The sequence below is a fragment of the Coprococcus sp. RTP21281st1_F1_RTP21281_210402 genome (assembly GCF_040915325.1).
GTDB lineage: Bacteria > Bacillota > Clostridia > Lachnospirales > Lachnospiraceae > Coprococcus > Coprococcus aceti.
The window spans coordinates 349,845-369,716 of record NZ_JBCPDQ010000002.1; the positions used below are offsets into that span (position 1 = coordinate 349,845).

Here is a 19,872-nt window from a genome sequence, read left to right on the forward strand (position 1 = left end):
TCAATCGGCTGTATTATACTTCACAACAGTCAACAACACAATATTAATAATGATTAACTGTACGCTTCGGAATAGGCGCCTACAGATCGACCATCTGCACTTCCCTGTTCTTTGATATTCCGTTCACCATGAAGCTCACTCTACCGTTACCGATCACGATATTTTTCTCCTCTGCACCTATATCAGTTCCCACACTGTTGATCACCTGTGTGTTGATATCCGAGTTGGAGAATTCCAGTCTGGCGGTGTGGGTGCTGTTACCCATGGCGTAGGCATCCTTGCCCTGTGCCACCACCTTGACGTAAGCGTACTGTATGCTGACGTCCGTATCGCCCTCACGGCAGCCTATACCATAACATTCATTTGCCCTGATGTTCATGGTAATATTGATATTCTTCATGGCAACCCTGCAGAACTTTCCATTCATGGTTCCTATGACTGCTGTCGAGATGGATGCCCCGGATATCTTGCCGGATATATTGTCAATAGCTATATCCGCGCTTCCGTTATATGAGCCTATGGATACACTCCTGGCAATTCCATTGTATATCTCCATGTCACAGTTCTCTATGTGAAGAGTGCAGTCGCTGTCCATGCAGCCTATCATCACACCCTCCTGACCTCTCTGATCTATCTCGTATCGTCCGTGTCCAATATATATATTACCGCCAAGGCCGGATCCTATTCCAATGCCCCTCATTCCGGTGGCCGTTATGAACAGCGTTCCATCCTGATTGAAATACAGATCTCCGTGTCTCGACGCAAAATCGTTTCCTATTCCAAAGTATCTGCCGCCCGCAAGGGTGATCCTCAGATCTCCGTCTCCGGCAAGCTCGAGCTTTGACGACTCGGCTACCTGTATACCGCCTGTGCGCAGCTCATTGTCCCCGGTGAGAACTATCCTGACATCGCAGTTGTCTTCTATCTTTATACAAGGTATGCCCTTCTCTCCTCCAAGGCTTATGCTGTCCACCCTGAGCTCGCCTCTGAAGCCGTCTCCTATGGTTATCAGCATGTTGGACTTGAAGCCCGGTGTACCTGTCATGTTGACGTACCTGTACTGGTCATCTATCTTCTTGAAATCAAGCGCCGTATATTTGTTAAATGCAAGCTGAACCATCGATATCTCGTCTTCATCGGTTATGACATAGGTCTTCTTGCCATACTTTGTGATCTCGTTCTGATTGTACTGGACTATCTCGTTTATGATCCTCTTATCTATCTCGGCAATCGCCTCCGGTGAAGGCTTCGCCGTGTAGTAACCCTGAATGAGATCTGCGCCAAGTCTGATGACCTCCTTGAGTTCAACATCCAGCTCAACGCCCTCCGCCAGAGTGACGATATCATTGTCATGCGCAAATTCTATAATATCCTTAACAAAATGCTGCTTCTGCGGATCCTCATGTATATTTGTCATGAGCATCCTGTCTATCTTCACGTAACGCGGCATATATCTGAGAAGATTGTTGACATTTGAATAACCTGAGCCATAGTCATCTATGGCGGTCTCTATGTTCATCCTGCCGTACTTGTCCTTTATCTGATCCAGTAGCTGGTCGCTCATCTCAGCCTCCTCGGTGAATTCCACGACCACCTGTCCACCAAATTCCCTGAGTTTGCTCTCTATGACAGCGGTGTCCTCCTCCGACAGCCTGCAGCCCGGTATACTGTTAAAGAATATCTTTCTGCCCTCAAGTTCCTCTCGCTTGTCCTCAACGAGTCTCAACACATTGATAAATGTGGCTCTCTCCACATCGCTCAGACGTCCAAGTCTCTCAGCACTCTGTATTATGTCGAGAGGAGACATGTACTGCTCTCCTGCCGATCTCATGAGCACCTCATAGGCATAGATCTGACCTGTGCGGGCATTAACTATAGGCTGGAAATGATATGTGAGCAGATTCCTGTCAAGAATCTCCGTGGCAAGCTTGTCCTTCTCTATATCCTCCTGTGACAGCTCTGCATTTCTCGTGCTCTCAATGTACGCCTTCATCTTGGCATTGTTCTTGTTGCTTATGAGTGCGTTCACATAGTTGTCCAGAGCCTCCGCATTCGCAACCATCTGTCTGTCCACCGCATAGCATATCTCCATGACAAAATTGTCGCCACTTGTCCTGTTAAACTCCCTGGTACGGCTCTCCACACTCTTAACTATGGCGTCTGCGTGATCCTCCGCATCTCCCATCACCTGATATGCCACGATGAACTCATCGTTACACATTCTCATACATACGTCGGATTTCTCAAGGGATGCCGAGATCATTCTGGCAAGTGCCTGTATGGCCTCGTCCCCGACCTTTCTGCCGAGACTTGCATTTATCTGTCCCAGTCCCTTTATATCTATAGCCAGCAGCTCAATGCTCCTGCCATGTGTAACGGCATCGTTACACATATCCCTGCACCTCGCCATAAATCCGTTATAATTGTACACTCCGGTCAGATCATCACGGATCTGCGATGCATTGACCTTGTCCAGAAGCTTCTGAAGACTCGCCTGTCTGTAGAACGCCTCCATGCCCTGCATGATCTGCTTGATCCATGTGCTATATGAAATATCGTACGCCCTGCACTCGCTTCCATAGCTCACAACCGCATATCCAAAACATCTGTCGTCGAAATTGAGTGGAGTGAATATGTAAGCCTCAGGTCTATCCCTGTCTGCATCCAGCTCAGGTATCAGTCTGGACACGTCAAAACAGTCATCGAAATCTATCGCACCGTCTCCATCACCGCAGCTTCTGATGACCCTGTATATATTCTTCGTGTATCCGACTCTCAGTGCATTTGACCCCATCATGACCTCAGGAAACTTCCAATATTCATTCAGGCAGAGACTGAAACTGCTCATGTTGCCATCCGTGTGGGCATACTGGAATATGGTATTGTAGAATTCCCTGTAATCTCTCTGGGATAACAGATCCTCCATCATATGGTTATAGTATGAACCATAGCTTCCCGGCTGAGCGTTCATATCCCATGCCGTCACGTCTCTCTTTCCCGGCTTCTCCGTACACTGCTCACATCCACAGCTTTTTCCCCAGTGTATAGACGCACTGCTCCTATAGTTCTCCAGAGATCTTCCGTTTATCTCTGCGTCTATCCATTTTGCGGCGTACTCGCCGTCAACCTTTGCAGGTATATCAACCGATGTCAGCGGTATGACTCTGTCATCGTTCGTCTCCGCAGCGTCATATCCCGTTATCGCTATATCCTCAGGGACCCTCACGCCTCTCTGTTCCAGCTCAGCCGCCAGCCCCAGTGCCATGTGATCACTGGCACACACCACAGCCTGTGGAAGTCTGTCTCTGTTCTCTGTTATCTCCATTGCGGTCTGGCGTCCTGAGTCAAACCAGTTATTGCCATAGTAGACCGACGATTCATCCACATCGATACCATGACTCTTCATGCTGTCAAAGAATCCCTGCTTCTTCAGCTCGGAATTGGCAGTATTCTCCCAGCCATCAAGCAGCACTATATCACGGTATCCGTGCTCTTCTATGAGATGATCCATAAGCCCGCATATATTCTTTCTGTGATCAATATTTATGGATTTATATCCTTCTATCTCGTCGCCGACTATCAGTACCGGACCATCAAACTCATGCTCCACACGCCACCGGAGTCCCTCCTCTGTTCCCGGCGTCCTGATCCTGTCAGTACATATGACCACCGCATCATATTTGTCAAATTCTATCAGGTTGAATATGTTGGCGTCCCCCACTTCTCTGCTAGCTGTATCCTGATACTTCAGATACATTGAGAACACGCACACATCATAATCAAGCTGAAATGCCTTCTCAAAAAACCCCGAGAGGAATCTACCCTGGGTGTACTCATCAGCCTGGGCTGTCAGTACCGCAATCCTCTTCCTTGTCATAACATATACACCCTTTACCCTTTTAATTTTTACCCCCTGGGCATCGTATCCACCAAATAACATGCCCATAATTAGTATAATTCTATCACGTTCTGTCGAAAGTGTATATCTTTTTTATTTTGACGTATCACCCATGCTTCCGGCACGCAAAAAGGACGCATATACGGAAAATCTGTATTCCGGTATGCGTCCCTTTGTATGGCTTTATAATATGCTCTATCTCACGATTAGAACTCCGCCTCAACACATTCAAGTGCTGCTGCGATTACCTTGTCCATATCATAATACTTGTACTGTCCAAGTCTTCCGCCGAATATTACATCCTTGCGTGTCTCTGCAAGCTCCTTGTACTTCTCGTAAAGCGCATTGTTCTTGTCGTTGTTTACAGGGTAGTATGGCTCTACGCCCGGCTTCCACTCTGCTGAATACTCACGGCTGATAACTGTCTTTGGCTGCTTTCCAAACTCAAAGTGCTTGTGCTCAATTATTCTTGTGTATGGAACATCTCTGTGTGTGTAGTTCACAACAGCATTTCCCTGGTAGTTTTCCTCATCGAGTACCTCTGTCTCGAATCTTACTGAACGGTACTCAAGTGGTCCGTACTGGAATCCGAAGAACTCATCTATCATACCTGTGTATACAGTCTTGTCTGCGATGTCAGGATTCTCCTTGATAAAATCGAAGTAATCTGTGTCAGTCTTGACCTCAGCGCCCTCAAGCATCTTCTCAATGATCTGTGTGTATCCGCCCATTGGGATTCCCTGGAAACGGTCATTGAAGTAGTTGTTGTCGTATATGAATCTCAGAGGCAGTCTCTTGATAATGAATGCAGGAAGCTCTGTACATGGTCTTCCCCACTGCTTCTCTGTGTATCCCTTGACAAGCTTCTCATACACATCTGTACCGGCAAGCTTGAGTGCCTGCTCCTCAAGGTTCTTTGGCTCTCCAATGTTCAGATCTGCGATCTGCTTCTCGATGATTGCCTTTGCCTCTGAAGGCTTCTTGATTCCCCACATCTTGCTGAATGTGTTCATGTTGAATGGAAGGTTGTACAGCTCATCCTTGTATGAAGCTACAGGTGAGTTAATGTAGTTGTTGAACTCTGCAAACTGGTTTACATACTCCCAGATCTTCTTGTCAGATGTGTGGAATATATGTGCGCCATACTTGTGAACATTTATACCCTCCACCTGCTCTGTGTAAATGTTGCCGGCAATATGTGGACGCTTGTCTATAACCAGACAGCTTTTGCCTCTCTTGCCTGCCTCGTATGCAAATACTGCGCCGAATAATCCGGCTCCTACTATGAGGTAATCATACTTTGCCATGTTACTTAATCCTCCTTATCTTCCGCCAATCTCTTATCTATAATTGGATATGCTCTATAACCCTCAAACTCCTTAGGTCTGAACAATACTTCCTTAAGCCATGCAAGGGATCTCTCCCTCTCTGACATAAGTATCTTATTAACATTGTCGTAATCCACAGGCTTCAACAGCTCATCATTTCCAAGAATGTCTGCCGCATCCTGAACGTAATGATCTCTCACCTGGAATACATCCACGAGGGATTCAAATCTTGTCATTCCTCTTGCACTGTTTGCAAGTCCGATAAAGTTTGTCTCAAATACAAGTGAGAAGCTTATTCCGTGGCATGAATCAGTGAGAACGAAATCTGCATTTCTGAAATAGTTCAGCCAGTCCTCGACTGTTATGTCGTCGACGATCTTGTCGTCCATATCCATGATCTGACGGTTCTTCACCGGGTCCTTTGGACGTCCGTCCAGAAGAACAACTACCTCAAGGCCGAGCTTCTCTGAAACCTCAACCACTGCGGCTCTCTTCTCCGGAGTTGGATCAAGTATATATGCAAGCATATATTTGCCATCGTGCTTCTTCTTTGCCTTGTCTGCCAGTGAATCGAATACCTTTCTGTCTGCAACAAATACAGGATCGAGAACTCTCACCGCATCTATTCCATACACATCCTTACAGATCTCAACTCCACTGGTCTCTCTAATGGATATTCCATCAAACTGTCTCATGTATTCAGATATCGTCTCCCTGTCCTGTACATTACAGAAATCCCTGTCATGTCCAAATGATGCAGAGAATGCGATCTTCTTCTTATCCGGCTCAACAAAATCGAAATAGAATGAGAAGCCGAAGCCTCTGCTTATACCTCTGTTCCACACCTGATCTGATCCCATGATGAATGTATCGACCTTGGAATTGAGCTCCCTCATATCCTTCAGTGTGTATCTCTTGCTCTCATGGTAATGTGCCTTTGCAAATCTTCTCGCATGGGTGTCAGGCTTGCCGGCTCCGGTCTTGGCTGCAGGCATGTCTATCATGAGCACTGACAGACCAAATGATCTGATGATCTCGTGAAGTGCGTAATAGGTAGCAACACTTCCGTAGTTCGCACCGAACCACACGCCATATATACCTACATCGTACTTGTCCTTGATGGCATAATCGTACGCCTTCTCCATGGATGAGCCATTCTTTATCTGCTCAAAATATCTCTGTCTGGCAGGATGATTCTTGAAGCAGTGGTCAAATGGCTGTCCTGTCTTGAGTACATCATCACAAGGTATCTCCTTGTTCAGGAGCAGCTTGTCTGCTATGGCAGCATATATCTTCTCACCCTGTGGGCTGTTGACTGACACAATGGATGTTCCCTTGCCGTCAGTGTAATCTCTGTTGTACTTCTGGATTCCCCAGAAATCTGCAAGTGTTATATCACCTGTTCTCGGAAGCTTCGCATATGCGCAGTGTCCACAGAACTTTCTCGTCGATATACAAGGAAGGAATGCTCTGTAATATGGATCCTGTGTCCTTGTTCTGTGATAAACTGTTCCGTCAGTGTACTTTACAGTCATCTCTGTAGACCAGCCGAAGTAGTCCTTGTCTCTGAATCCAACATCAGCAACCTTGCCCTGATCCTTGCCGTGGTATTTGTTCAGATAATCATCGAACAGCTTTGGCGATGGACCGCCGTGGCACATCAGATCTATTGTGTAGAGATTTGATATATCCACATTCTTGAGTGTTGCGTAAAGTCCTGCGACCTGACATCCGCATCCGCAGAATACTACCACTCTGCCTTCCTTGAGTATCTTCTTAACGTCCGCATACACCTTCGATGCATCAGCCTGAACATACTTGGATTTTCTGAGCTTGTCCAGATCATCCGGGCTCTCTATGATAAAGTGTTCAACCTTGAAATCGTCTGTGTATCCTGCTCCGCATACAGCTCCACCCTGCTCAAATGCATACTCAGCCAGCAGTGTGAATATTCCACCTGACGAACTCTTTGCCCTTATCTCATCGTCTGCATATGCCGCATAGCATGCAGGCTCGACAGTGTTCTTATACTCAAGATTTATAGATGGACAGATCTTTCTGCACAGACCGCAGTTTGTACATTTGCTGCGATCCACTACAGGAGCAAGAAATCCCTCTGAATCATACTTCATGCTTATAGCATTTACCGGACATACACTGTAGCACGCGCCGCAGCCACAGCAGTAATCAGGATGTATGCATCCGACTGTCTTGTCGCTGTCGCGTCTCACCGCTTTCTTTCTCCACTCTACTCGCTCTTCTTCTCTCTGTCTGGCACTCTCCTGCTTCTCAAACACTTTGATCTCAGGCTCTGCTTTTTCCTTCGTGGTGAATACCTTATTCATCCTGATCTCAGCAGGCTCGACCTTTACAACAGGCTTTTTGCCGTCTCTGAGAGCGTAATCACCGCTCATCGCCCTCTGCGCCGCATTTACTCGCTGGGACGCCTTGAGCTTATCCTTTGGCTTCGAACCGTTCTTCTCTGAGGTGTAATCTCCCCCCAGTGCTCTTCCCGCAGCCGCCAAACGGTTTTTTATACCTTTAATAGTAGCCATACCCTAAAGATACTCCTTCCATATCACTTTATATATGCAGATATTCCTTCCAGAACTTAGTTGTCTTCATCTCGTCAAATGCATTTCTGTAAGCCTGCTCAACTTCCACATGTGTCTTCTTGTATTTAGCCAATACTTTTCTATATCTCTTTATAAGCGCAAAACAACGCTTTCTGTTGATCGTTCTTCTGACTCCTGTTCCACCGTTCTTGTTCACGGCAACGAGAGTCTTCTTCATGTAATTCTTTCCCGGAACAAAGAACCAGTCGTACGCGATGATATACGGTGTTCTTCTGAGCATGAAGTTTGGAAGAAGATGTCCGTTTATCGTGAGCACATACATTGCCTTGCGGAACAGATTAAGACTCTCATACTTGTATGGATCTGTAGGAAGATCCCCTGCATAGCCAAGCTCTGCCAGCGGCACAAGCTTCTCGTTCTTAGCATTGTGCTCCTTGAGGCTCTGCTCTCCGTCAAGATGCATGATATACTCTGGTCCCTTGAGGTAATCCTCAATGGAATCTATGAGCAGCTCAGCATTGTTGTATGCAAATCTGGTTATATCCTTCCAGAACATTCCCTTTACTCTCGCAAGGAAATCCACATCCTGACATATTCCGCTTGCCGCCTGGATAACAAAACTGTTTCTGTGAACCTGATAAAGCTCCATGGCGGCGTTGAATTTGCCTGCAAATCCCACATGCCATATACAGATACCATTAAGTGCTATAAATCCCGGCTTATTTCTCAGTGAGAACTCTACATCGTCACCTCTGACAAATACCGGAAGTGGTAAGCCTCTGTCCTCGATGTGCTCCACAGGTATACAGCAGTACCACCAGCCTGCATATGCATCATCGACATTGAAACTGTAGTTCTCATTTGCAACTATGTTCTTGAGAAGCCTCATATCCATAGCTGACTTGACCGGACCGTATGATCCGTCTGCCTTGTGGACAAATCCCACGTCCTCATACTGCTTCTGGCGTATGTCGTAATCGAACATGGCTCCACTCAGGAAGCACTTCTTGTACTCGTCTTTGAGGAGTCTGAGCAGATAATATGTTCTGAACAAACTCTCTGGCATGACCATAACGTCATCATCCATGAGGAGTACATGTGTAGGCTTCTTTGGAAGCTCCAGTGCCTCTATCATTCCACGGGTGAAACCGCCGGCTCCACCTACGTTGTTATTCATATAAACCTTGAGATCCTCACTGTCGAGCTCTGATGGATCGAGTTCTCTGTCATTGTCAATGACATGTACAAACATGTGTCCCTTGAGGTCGCTTCCATCATAGAGTACATTTGACTTGATGAGGTCTATATTACGCTTGATATATTCCTGCTTCTTGAATGTTGTTGTGACAAGAGAGATATTTACATCTCTTATTCTGTCCTCCTCGATGTCAGCAGAATAGTATCCGCTGTATATCTCTGTATCTTCCAGGGTATCCATATAGAAACCTACAAGAGCCTTATCTGTCTCTGGTATGTTCACAACCACCTCTGAAACCTCATCACTCTCAACTACCTGTGATACAAGTGGATTGTAGGTAACCGCAACGGATGCTGAATATATTGCATATACGGATATTGTAGCTTTTCCCTTCATTGTGAGGTGGAGCTTGAAGTTCTTTACCCCTGTATACTCTGACCAGCGTTTTACCTGAATGCAGTTGTAATAGCTCATGAAATTAACCTTTGTGAGCTTCTCAACAACATGACATTTCTTCTCTGAGTCGTATATAAATGGTGATTCCTCTCCCTTTCCAATGGCGCTGAATTCAGGATACTCTATCAAGTTCACATCCAGATTCATCTGCAGCATCACATTCTGCAACTTCACATTCTGTAACATTATCCAATCCTCCTGTGTTGTATATCAAACATCTTGCCTGATTTCTTGTTATTTCTTGTCCTTGCTCTGGGCCTTTGCCGGTGCAGGTGCATCCATCTCGGCCTTGAATGCATCGCATACCGTATCAGCATCTCCCACCATAACTACATTTCCATGATCCAGCCACATAGCCTTGTTACACTGCTTCTTGACAGCAGCTATGTTGTGGGATACATACAGCAGGGTCGTTCCATCCTCCAGCATGGCAGTCATCTTGGCCGCACACTTCTTCTTGAATCGCATATCACCTACAGCAAGTATCTCATCCGCAATGAGAATATCCGGCTCAACCGCCGTCGCTATGGAGAATGCAAGTCTTGTCTTCATACCTGAAGAAAAGTTCTTGACCGGAGAGTCAAGGAAATCCTGCAACTCTGAAAACTCAACTATATCGTCAAACTTTGACTCTATAAATGCCTTTGAATATCCCAGCAGAGTTCCGTTGAGAAATATATTCTCACGGGCCGTGAGCTGTGGATCGATTCCGGCTCCAAGCTCTATGAGGGCTGCCACAGTTCCCGATACCTTAACAGTACCGCTGGCAGGCTTCAATATTCTGCTGACTACCTTGAGCAGGGTGGATTTTCCGGCACCATTGGTTCCAAGGAAGCCCCACGCCTCGCCCTTCTTTATATCAAGATTGATGTCCTTTAACGCTATGAACTCCTGGAACATCAACTGTTTTGTCACAAGTCTTATAAAATACTCTTTCAGATTGTCCACCTTCAGATTGTTCTTGTTGAATCTTATGGTCACATCCTTGAGCTCTATAATGGTCTCACCCTTTGCCACAGTTGTTGTACGCTGTGCATTTGAGGTGAAAATCTTCTTATCATCAAGTTCGTTCTTTTTCTCTTCTACGTTAGCCAACTGCCACACCTCCTAAATATACAGAATGAACTTGTCCTGATTCTTCTTGAAACACAGCACTCCCAGTCCAAAGAAAAAGAATGCATAGAGGAATCCGAGACCGATAGTAGTGAGATCAGGCATCACTCCCTGATGCGCTATGCATCTAAACTGCTTGATATACACATACAGTGGGTTGAAGTAATTCACAAGTAACTTCAACCAGTCTGGCAGCATATCTATAGGATAGAATATCGCTGAACAGTACATCCACGCTGTGGTGACCGCATTCCATATATATCTTGTATCTCTGAAGAATACATGGAGCTGTGCAAGAAAAAAGCCCAATCCGCAGGCAAATATATAGGCCTGAAGGAATATGAACGGGAACAACAGCATCGTCCAATAAAATGGTGAACGTGTGAATATGATAACGATAAGAAACGCTCCCAGTGAAAACAGGCAGTCAACAAGTGAGCTTGTGATTTTTGCCAGCGGGAACATAAACTTTGACACATACGTTTTCTTAAGCAGTGACGAATTATCTGTTATACTTCCAAGTGCCTTACCACATGCACCTATTACAAATTCGTACAGTATACGTCCTGCAAAAAGGTACACAGGAAAGTGTGGTATCGATCTGTTGAACATCTTGGAGAATACGATAACCATTACGATCATGATGAGCAATGGGTTCAGGATACTCCACACATATCCAAGAAAACTTCTTCTATACTTTAACTTTATATCTCTTGAGACAAGCTGATTTAAAAGATCTTTATAATTAAAAACTTCTAAAAAGCTTCCGCTTTTTACTTTCATTTTTCGTTAATCCTCCATAGTAAATCTATTCAAAACTCTTATTGTGCCTTACCTTGTTGTAAAGCTTTGAATTAAGCATTTTGTTATAGCCTTCCAGACCCACATGCGCAGCATTCAGAAGCTTAAGTATCTTATAATGCTTCAATGTCATATCAACGACGTGTCTGTCTCTCTTGACTATATAACTCATAAGCTGATCTACCCGTGCAACACCTCTCTTTCTGTCGGAATCGCATAGCATGGAAGTTACCATGAAGCTCAGCAGAAGAAGATGTATCTTCTTGTCGCAGTATTCAAGAGCCCACTGCTCCGAGATGTCCTCTCTGTTCTTGAGCATCTTTACTATGACCATCTTGGTATGGTCGATTCTCTTGAACTGATTCTGCGCGGATACGCTCTGGGACACATCCCCGATCCTGTACTCGTACACGAACATATCGAGTGGCAGTATGGATTTTGCCAAGCAGCATGGATATGTCGCATATTCGTGATCCTCGTAGAATACTTTTTCTGCAAGTCTGACTCCATTCTCACGGTAAAACTGTGTTCTATATGTTATTCCATGGAATGTGAGGCTTCTGTCAAATTTTTTCCAGTCTGACATGACCTCTTCCATAGTATATTCTCTGTCGAATTCATCAGGGAAACATCTCCAGTTCTTTATCTCCCCTGTTGTTATATTGATGGTGTGGTGACATGTCAGAACAACATCCGCACTGGCATTCTCGAGCTTTCCTATAAACTCAGGAATACTCTCTGTGAGAAACCAGTCGTCGGCGTCAAGCACCTTCATGTATCTGCCCCTGGCCTTCTCAGCTCCGGCATTTATCGCTGAGCCATGTCCTCCGTTCTCCTTATTAATAAGTGAATAGCTGTCAGGATACTTCTCAATGTACTCCTCACATATACTCTCACTGCCGTCTGTCGAGCCATCGTTTACCACTATCACGTCTATTTTGTCCATAAGCTCCGGAACAACAAGTGATCCAAGACATTTGTCAAGATATGGCTTGCTGTTGTAAGACGGAATTATCACACTTAATATTTTTTCACTCATTTCTTCTTCCCTAACCTGTTCTCATGTATTCCCTTCATAATAAGTCTGAAGGCCTTAAACCATGATATATCACTGTCAAACTGATGTCTCTTCCTTATGCTGTAATACGCTGCGTACAATACCGCCGGTACATAACCCATGATGTATCTTGTCGTATTACCTCTGTTTATGAAAAATTCTTCGTTATACCCCTTAAACCATGTTGACTTTGTCTGCGCAACATCCGCTATGACAAATGGTACATAATATATTGCAAGTCCGTTCTTCCTGCAATCCGTGAGGAATCTGAATTCCTCTTCAGCTCCGTTGCCCGAGCCCGCACCCATGCGCTCATCAAAATATACATTATTATTGACTATGCTCTCTCTCTTGAATGATATCTGCCAGGATGCCACATGCATGAGATCCAGATATCCAAGCTTCTTAGGCATGTCGCCCCAATGGGCAGGTCTGTTGCCTATGTTGAATATGATGACATCCGCCTCTGGCAGATCTCTGTACGCAGTCAGTATCCCTTCTTCATAATTCCTGCTGAACACCTCATCGTCATCACACAGCAGACAAACATCCGCCTCAGAATGCTTTATAGCATAGTTCCTGCTCTTGGTAAGACCCTTGTCATTCACCGAAAAAATTCTTGTCTTATGTCCGTTCCTGTCATATTCATTGTACCCATCATATCCACACTGGTTGACTATGATCGTGTCGGACTCTATATGGGATTTCGTTATGATATCCTCATCCTGAAGGTTCATACACGAAAGCAGTATTTCTAGTCTCATATGTCAAACACCCATTTCTATCTGATAAAGCCCTAAAAAAGGGCATAATTAACAAAGACCGCAGAAAGCGTAGTTTACTTACTTATACAACGTCTCTTTTAAAAAGTCAATACACAGAAAAGAGCACCGGCAAATCTACATCTGATTATATATAGTATTTGTCGGTGCTCTGCTGCTTTATGTTATTTATATTTTGGAATTAGTCATTATATCCATTTGGATTCATCGACTGCCACTTCCATGAATCAGCACACATCTCGTCGATTCCGTACTGAGCCTCCCAGCCAAGCTCCTTCTTGGCAAGTGAAGCGTCTGAGTAGCATGTTGCAATATCTCCAGGACGTCTCTCCTTGATCACATATGGAACGTCATGTCCACAGGCCTTGCTGAACGCCTTGATAACATCAAGGACACTGTAACCATTTCCTGTTCCAAGGTTGTATACCTTAACTCCAGGATTCTCCTTGATCTTGTTGATAGCCTTTACATGTCCAACTGCAAGGTCTACTACATGGATGTAATCTCTCACACCTGTTCCATCCGGTGTGTCGTAATCATTGCCAAATACTCCAACGCTCTGAAGCTTTCCGATTGCAACCTGTGCAACATATGGAAGAAGGTTGTTAGGAATACCCTTTGGATCCTCTCCGATAAGTCCGCTCTTATGAGCTCCGATTGGGTTGAAGTAACGGAGAAGAATTACATTCCACTCTGGATCTGCTGTGTGGAGGTCTGTGAGGATCTGCTCGATCATCCACTTTGTCCAGCCATATGGGTTCGTAGGTGTTCCCTTTGGGCACTCCTCCGTGATAGGGATAAATGCAGGATTGCCGTATACTGTAGCTGATGATGAGAAGATGATGTTCTTGCATCCGTTCTTTCTCATAACCTCGCACAGATTAAGAGTTCCTGTGATGTTGTTCTGATAGTACTCAAGTGGCTTTACAACTGATTCACCAACTGCCTTGAGTCCTGCAAAATGTATTACACAGTCAGGCTTCTCATCTGCAAATATCTTGTCCATAGCTTCCTTGTCAAGGATATCTGCCTTGTAAAATGTGAGATCCTTTCCTGTTATCTCCTTGATTCTGTCGACTGCCTTCTCGCTGGCATTGTAAAGGTTGTCGAGAATTACTACCTCGTAGCCTGCATTAAGCAGCTCAACACATGTATGACTTCCTATATAACCTGCTCCGCCTGTTACCAAAATTTTCATAATGTTTTCCTCCTTTATGATACTGTGACTCATAACCATCTGCCGGACACCTGTGCTTTTGGGGGCACTGTTAATGTCTTGCGCAAATGTCGATCACCAGTTTATAAACATTTTTATTTTGTAATGACGTTTTCTCCAACACTATACCACTACATCCTGTTATGCACAATAAAATGTGGCATTAATAAATATTAGTTATGGAATACGTCTGTCACAGATACACATATATTATTGCATTTTTAGTGCACACTATATTACTGTGCATTCACATAATCTACGAACTTGAGGAATGCAGCCTTTCCGGCCTCATCTCTCTTGTAAACGCCTGCACACTCAAGGATCTTTGCGAATACATCGCCGATCTCATCCTGAAGGATCTTGTGTACGTTGTCTGCATTTATGTCGTACTTTCCAATGAAAGTCTGTACCCAGTCGTAATGCTTTGCGATATTCTCATGAGCCTTGATGTCTCCACCTGCCACAAGAACCTCTGCCAGCTCTTCCATCTCGCCCTTGAGTCTTGCAGGAAGTACCGCAAGTCCCATTACCTCGATGAGTCCGATGTTCTCCTTCTTGATGTTGTGGTACTGCTCCCATGGATGATAGAGACCAAGTGGATGCTCCTCTGTGGTGATGTTGTTACGAAGGACTAAGTCCATCTCGTACTTGCCATCTCTCATTCTTGCGATCGGAGTGATCGTGTTGTGAGGCTCTCCGTCTGTCTCCGCGAATATGTACGCATCCTCATCTGTGTAGCCTCTCCATGCGCCGAGAATCTTGTCGGCAAGCTCTATGATCTTGTCTGGATCCTCTCCGTCAAGTCTGATGACTGACATAGGCCACTTCACGATTCCTGCCTCAACATCCTCATATCCTGCAAATGTAATCTTTGTCTCAACAGGTGCCTTTGTCATGGCAAATGTATAACGTCCGCCCTGGAAGTGATCGTGTGTGAGGATAGATCCACCTACTATAGGAAGGTCTGCATTTGATCCCAGGAAGTAATGTGGGAACTGTCCAACAAATGAAAAGAGTTTCTGGAATGTAGCCTTTTCTATCTTCATAGGGATGTGCTGTCCGTTGAACACGATACAGTGCTCATTGTAGTATACATATGGAGAATACTGGAATCCCCACTTGCTGCCATTTACCTCTATAGGAATGATCCTGTGATTCTCTCTTGCTGGATGGTTGATCCTTCCCGCATATCCCTCGTTCTCCATACACAGCTGGCACTTTGGATATGATGACTGTGACATGGTCTTAGCAAGGGCAATCATCTTCGGATCCTTCTCAGGCTTTGAAAGGTTGATGGTGATGTCGATATCACCATACTCTGTAGGCTTTACCCACTTGATGTCCCTTGCAACTCTGTATGTTCTTATATAATCTGTTGCTCTGCTGAGCTTATAATAGAAGTCTGTCGCCTCCTCTGGGGACTTTGCATACTTCTCTCTGAACGTCTTTATGATCTGGCTTGGCTTTGGAACCAGCGCATTCATGATCTTCGTGTCGAACAGATCTCTGAGGACAACTGAATTCTCTGCGATAAGTCCATTCTCAACTGCGTAATCCAGAATCCCCTTGAGACACTCCTCAAGTTTTTCCGGTGTATCTATAGCTGGCACCTCACCCGGCTCCTCGTAGCTGTCCTTCTTCAGCATCTCGAGGATGGTGTTGGTCGTATATATTCTATCCTCTTCCTCTATCAGCTCATTTGCAATTCCGTACTCAACGAGCTGCTTGATATTTGTATCTATCATGGTTGTAACCCTTCTTTCTACATATCCTTATATTTTTTCACGCACAGATATTTGCGAAACCCATAAACCTGTATTATGTTTGAGGTAATTTAACATTACCAAATCAGGGGAATACGAGGCCGCCGGTCCTTAGGTAATAGTCAATGCTAAAAAATCAGCATTGACTATTACCCACAACAGCTGGCAAGCCAGCTGTTACATGCGCTGCAGGCTGAGTTAAGTGGAAACGACCCCTGATTGGTATGTTAAATTGCCTCAAACACTATACACTGTCATGTTTCGCAAATATCTATTCAACTACCTTGATTCCGCCGTAAGGTCTTACCTTGAGGACGTGGCATGCGCCCTCTCCGAAGATCGACTCGATGTTCTTCTTGTACTCAGCAACAGCCGCATTCTTGACAAATGCCTGGATGGTTCCGGCAAATCCGCCGCCGTGTACTCTGCACACACCATCCTCGCCGATGAACTTCTCTGAGAATCCAAGTGCTATTGATACGTTCTGTGTGAGTGGATCCTTTGCGCTGTATATATTCTGAAGAAGCTTGAATGATGAATCTCCGCTTCTCTTTATAACATCGAGGAAATGGTCAAATTCCTGATTCTCAAGTGCTGCAACACCCTCTGCAACTCTGTCCTGCTCTGTGTAGAAGTGAAGCGCACGAAGGACTGCTCTGTCATTCACCTTGCCGCTGGCTCTCATCTCACCAACCTTGCTGATGAAATCCTCCTCTGAAACTCTGCTGAGGAGTTCCTCGCCGAAGTAATTTGCAACCTGCTTCATCTCTGCAGGGATTGCTGCGTAGTCGTCTGTGAGGTCTGCATGTGAACCCTTTGTGTCAACGATACACAGGCTGTACTGGTGAGCCTCAAAGTCAACTGGGACCTGCTTGATGACAGGATTAGCCTTGTCGAAGAAGTCGATATATATAAGTCCTCCGACTGCACATGCCATCTGATCCATAAGTCCGCATGGCTTGCCGAAGTATACGTTCTCTGCGTACTGTCCTATCTTTGCAACATCAACTGATGAAACCTTCATGTCATTGTAGAGGCCTGAAAGGATAGTTCCTATAAGGCTCTCAAATGCTGCTGATGATGACATTCCAGCTCCCATGAGCACATCGCTTGTCACAAATGCTGTGAAACCGCCTACCTTGAATCCGTAGTCTCTGATTCCTGCAACAACGCCCTTGATAAGCGCTGTTGTTGTTCCCTCAAGTGCAGGATCCTGCTCGATATCATTTACATTGATAACTTCCTTTGGCATATCGTCTGACACAAGCTCGATCACGCCGTCCTCTCTAGGTGCCACAATTGCTATGGCATCAAGGTTGATCGATGTAGCAAGTACATGTCCGTTCTGATGGTCTGTATGGTTTCCACACACCTCACTTCTTCCGGGAGCGCTGTAGATAGCAACCTCCTGATCTCCGAATAACTCTGTAAATTTATCAAGAGCTTTTACATATCTTTGCCTGTTGTATGGGATCATATCCTTGTCGAGATAGATCTGTGCAAGCTTCTCGTCAAACTCTCCACCTGCGATAATTTCCTTTAGTTCTGCGATTTTCTTCATTGTCTGTAACTCCACCTTTCTCCATCTTTTTATATTTTTTTCTTAATGTCCGTTATTTTGTTGTCCATATTGCGCACATTTTCTGCGCTACGCCGTTGCGCTTCTTGCTTTGTGAATATAATTCTATAACAATATACAGATTTTGAACATGGCATAGCGTTGCAAATATATGTCCATTTGTTAGATTGTTTTTTCTGGCGGAACATATTATTGTATGGATAATCCGGTTGAATGTATGTTATACTCTTATATATTATAATGAGAGAACGAGTTCATATGCCTTCATTACAGAAACGTTCAAATCTTATAAATTTAGAACAGTACGAGAATCTGTATATGGACTTTGCCAAAATCTCCTGAAGATTATCAGATCAATTTATGAAGTTACTTTATTAAGAAAATGCGGAGTTTGTAAAATGGAAAATAAGATCGTAATGGAATTCCCCCAGGAGAATGATACAGACCTCTACCTGAATGTGTTCGGACACTCGATAACCGAACCGCTGCACAAGGCAGGCCCTGCGGTCAAAACATTCTACCTTATACATTTTGTACTTGAGGGGGAGGGCGACTTCTATGTGAAGGGAGCCCACTATCATCTGAAAAAGGGTCAGGGCTTCCTCATTGAACCTGACACCCCCGCCACATATATATCGGACGAACACCATCCATGGCGTTATGTATGGTTCGGTTTCTCGGGCAGATGCGCCCACGACACGCTGAGCAGTATCGGGCTCACCCAGAACCAGCCTATATTCACCTGCGAGGATGGCGACAAACTGAAAAAGTACGTATTTGATATGCTTGCTCACAACACCTCGGATCACGCAGACCACTTCAGGCTCATGGGCATGCTCTACCTCGCTCTGTCTGTCATCGCAAATGCACAGAAAGACAAGCTGGAGACTCCATCGGGAAATGCCTACGTAAACCACGCCATCTCCTACATTCAGAACCACTACAGTATGCCTATGAAGGTGGAGGAGCTGTCGGATTACGTAGGCATCAACAGAAGCTATTTCTCTGACCTGTTCAAGCAGTACACCGGGATGAGTCCTGTGAAATACCTGCAGAATTTCCGCATAACAAAAGCCCAGCATATGCTTACCATATCTGAGCTTTCTATAGAAAGTATTGCATTTTCATGCGGCTACCAGTCCGCCGAGGCTTTCCACAAGATCTTCCGCAAGACCACCGGCATGTCGCCCAATGCCTACCGGCAGGAGAAACGCCAGAGAACCATCTCCAACCAGGAAACCATGAACAACAACCGGCCGGATTATATTGATACAGATGATGATTTTTAAAATTATCTCCAGTGGCAAAGGCACCAGACATTATTACTGTATGCTAACCAAAAGTAAATCAATGCCATCAGCATATTCTTCTAAAAATCAGCAGGCGTCTGTGTGCAAAATTCTCCAATATGGTGAGCCTGTGATCGTCATCTGTGATATTCCAGAATATAAGTGCTGACACATATTACAAATTCCTACTTTCTTTTCCACCTAATTATCATCATAATAATAGATGCACATACGCACAATCCCCCTACAGCAAATGCCCCAACAGCTATTTCCTGCCACATTTGTGCATTATACAATTCTACCCCCGTAACTATTATGCAAATACCTAATAATGCCATTGCCGTAATCACCAAAGGCATCTTTTTAGTCGCTATACCAACTATTGATACAAGGACTGCCACAACTCCGATTGCAGCCACAACAATTGCCATATTCATATTTTCTTCTCCTCTACTTCTTTTTTGACGGAACCTTTATCGATGTTTGACACGCGACATAGCTCGCACCAGTATTTTTCATTGCTATGTATCTTGTTGTGGTACTCCAGCCATCGTGGGCCACCAAAAACGTATACACCTTTCCCGTTCTCATATTCTTATATTCCTTATAACCTACCACTGCAACAGTATGATTATAATAGTATCCATTTGCAATAGAAAACATACACGGATTTCCACTGTCAATTTGTTTCTTCAAAGTTGAATATGTCCACATATAGTTACTGTTTCCAGTGCCTGAAGAATAACCAAATCCCTTTTGCCACGTCCTTTTCACCAAGTTATTATTTTTATTAACTGGCAATCCCCTTTTCTTTGT

The 19,872-nt window shown here is 44.7% G+C and carries 14 protein-coding genes; 1 reads left to right on the forward strand and 13 read right to left on the reverse strand.

Annotated features, from left to right (window positions below; all coding sequences use genetic code 11):
* Positions 1-79 precede the first annotated feature (79 nt).
* The 11 genes from AB5150_RS03615 to AB5150_RS03665 form a co-directional block, all read right to left on the reverse strand.
* Complete coding sequence (locus tag AB5150_RS03615) at positions 80-3,946, reverse strand: EAL domain-containing protein (RefSeq protein ID WP_368291203.1); 3,867 nt, start codon at positions 3,944-3,946, stop codon at positions 80-82.
* A 158-nt stretch (positions 3,947-4,104) separates the two neighbouring features.
* The gene (gene glf / locus AB5150_RS03620; protein ID WP_015534596.1) at positions 4,105-5,205 is read right to left on the reverse strand and encodes a UDP-galactopyranose mutase; all 1,101 of its coding nucleotides are present in this window, start codon (positions 5,203-5,205) and stop codon (positions 4,105-4,107) included.
* Positions 5,206-5,210: 5 nt separating this feature from the next.
* The gene (locus AB5150_RS03625) at positions 5,211-7,781 is read right to left on the reverse strand and encodes a polysaccharide pyruvyl transferase family protein (RefSeq protein ID WP_015534595.1); all 2,571 of its coding nucleotides are present in this window, start codon (positions 7,779-7,781) and stop codon (positions 5,211-5,213) included.
* 28 nt (positions 7,782-7,809) lie between these two features.
* Entirely contained in the window at positions 7,810-9,642 is a 1,833-nt protein-coding gene (locus tag AB5150_RS03630; protein WP_015534594.1) for a glycosyltransferase family 2 protein, read from the reverse strand.
* A gap of 48 nt (positions 9,643-9,690) precedes the next feature.
* Positions 9,691-10,551: an ABC transporter ATP-binding protein gene (locus AB5150_RS03635; protein WP_022217009.1), complete on the reverse strand. Its 861-nt coding sequence runs from the start codon at positions 10,549-10,551 to the stop codon at positions 9,691-9,693.
* Positions 10,552-10,563: 12 nt separating this feature from the next.
* The gene (locus tag AB5150_RS03640; protein ID WP_015534593.1) at positions 10,564-11,352 is read right to left on the reverse strand and encodes an ABC transporter permease; all 789 of its coding nucleotides are present in this window, start codon (positions 11,350-11,352) and stop codon (positions 10,564-10,566) included.
* A 25-nt stretch (positions 11,353-11,377) separates the two neighbouring features.
* On the reverse strand, positions 11,378-12,409 hold the full coding sequence (locus AB5150_RS03645; RefSeq protein WP_117874410.1) for a glycosyltransferase family 2 protein: 1,032 nt from the start codon (positions 12,407-12,409) through the stop codon (positions 11,378-11,380).
* A complete protein-coding gene (locus tag AB5150_RS03650; RefSeq protein WP_242859110.1) occupies positions 12,406-13,191 on the reverse strand; it encodes a glycosyltransferase family A protein in 786 nt (261 codons plus the stop codon). Before AB5150_RS03650 ends, AB5150_RS03645 begins: the two co-directional genes overlap by 4 nt.
* A gap of 199 nt (positions 13,192-13,390) precedes the next feature.
* Positions 13,391-14,407, reverse strand: a complete 1,017-nt coding sequence (galE, locus tag AB5150_RS03655; protein ID WP_022217011.1) for a UDP-glucose 4-epimerase GalE — start codon at positions 14,405-14,407, stop codon at positions 13,391-13,393.
* Between the two features lie 254 nt (positions 14,408-14,661).
* Entirely contained in the window at positions 14,662-16,170 is a 1,509-nt protein-coding gene (gene galT / locus AB5150_RS03660) for a UDP-glucose--hexose-1-phosphate uridylyltransferase (protein ID WP_055280173.1), read from the reverse strand.
* Positions 16,171-16,459: 289 nt separating this feature from the next.
* Entirely contained in the window at positions 16,460-17,749 is a 1,290-nt protein-coding gene (locus tag AB5150_RS03665) for a galactokinase family protein (RefSeq protein ID WP_238051028.1), read from the reverse strand.
* 416 nt (positions 17,750-18,165) lie between these two features.
* Between AB5150_RS03665 and AB5150_RS03670 the strand changes: the two genes are divergently transcribed.
* Entirely contained in the window at positions 18,166-19,056 is an 891-nt protein-coding gene (locus AB5150_RS03670; protein ID WP_368291204.1) for an AraC family transcriptional regulator, read from the forward strand.
* A 185-nt stretch (positions 19,057-19,241) separates the two neighbouring features.
* Here AB5150_RS03670 and AB5150_RS03675 read toward each other — a convergent pair whose 3' ends face one another.
* On the reverse strand, positions 19,242-19,493 hold the full coding sequence (locus AB5150_RS03675) for a hypothetical protein (RefSeq protein WP_055222234.1): 252 nt from the start codon (positions 19,491-19,493) through the stop codon (positions 19,242-19,244).
* A gap of 13 nt (positions 19,494-19,506) precedes the next feature.
* The gene (locus AB5150_RS03680) at positions 19,507-19,752 is read right to left on the reverse strand and encodes a hypothetical protein (protein ID WP_368291205.1); all 246 of its coding nucleotides are present in this window, start codon (positions 19,750-19,752) and stop codon (positions 19,507-19,509) included.
* Between the last annotated feature and the right edge of the window lie 120 nt (positions 19,753-19,872).

Bases quoted from the DNA above. Each gene is read 5' to 3' on its own strand.
- AB5150_RS03615 (WP_368291203.1), bottom strand. From the start codon at position 3,946: ATGGGCATGTTATTTGGTGGATACGATGCCCAGGGGGTAAAAATTAAA.
- glf (WP_015534596.1), bottom strand. From the start codon at position 5,205: ATGGCAAAGTATGATTACCTCATAGTAGGAGCCGGATTATTCGGCGCA.
- AB5150_RS03625 (WP_015534595.1), bottom strand. From the start codon at position 7,781: ATGGCTACTATTAAAGGTATAAAAAACCGTTTGGCGGCTGCGGGAAGA.
- AB5150_RS03630 (WP_015534594.1), bottom strand. From the start codon at position 9,642: ATGTTACAGAATGTGAAGTTGCAGAATGTGATGCTGCAGATGAATCTG.
- AB5150_RS03640 (WP_015534593.1), bottom strand. From the start codon at position 11,352: ATGAAAGTAAAAAGCGGAAGCTTTTTAGAAGTTTTTAATTATAAAGAT.
- AB5150_RS03645 (WP_117874410.1), bottom strand. From the start codon at position 12,409: ATGAGTGAAAAAATATTAAGTGTGATAATTCCGTCTTACAACAGCAAG.
- AB5150_RS03650 (WP_242859110.1), bottom strand. From the start codon at position 13,191: ATGAGACTAGAAATACTGCTTTCGTGTATGAACCTTCAGGATGAGGAT.
- galE (WP_022217011.1), bottom strand. From the start codon at position 14,407: ATGAAAATTTTGGTAACAGGCGGAGCAGGTTATATAGGAAGTCATACA.
- galT (WP_055280173.1), bottom strand. From the start codon at position 16,170: ATGATAGATACAAATATCAAGCAGCTCGTTGAGTACGGAATTGCAAAT.
- AB5150_RS03665 (WP_238051028.1), bottom strand. From the start codon at position 17,749: ATGAAGAAAATCGCAGAACTAAAGGAAATTATCGCAGGTGGAGAGTTT.
- AB5150_RS03670 (WP_368291204.1), top strand. From the start codon at position 18,166: ATGGAAAATAAGATCGTAATGGAATTCCCCCAGGAGAATGATACAGAC.
- AB5150_RS03675 (WP_055222234.1), bottom strand. From the start codon at position 19,493: ATGAATATGGCAATTGTTGTGGCTGCAATCGGAGTTGTGGCAGTCCTT.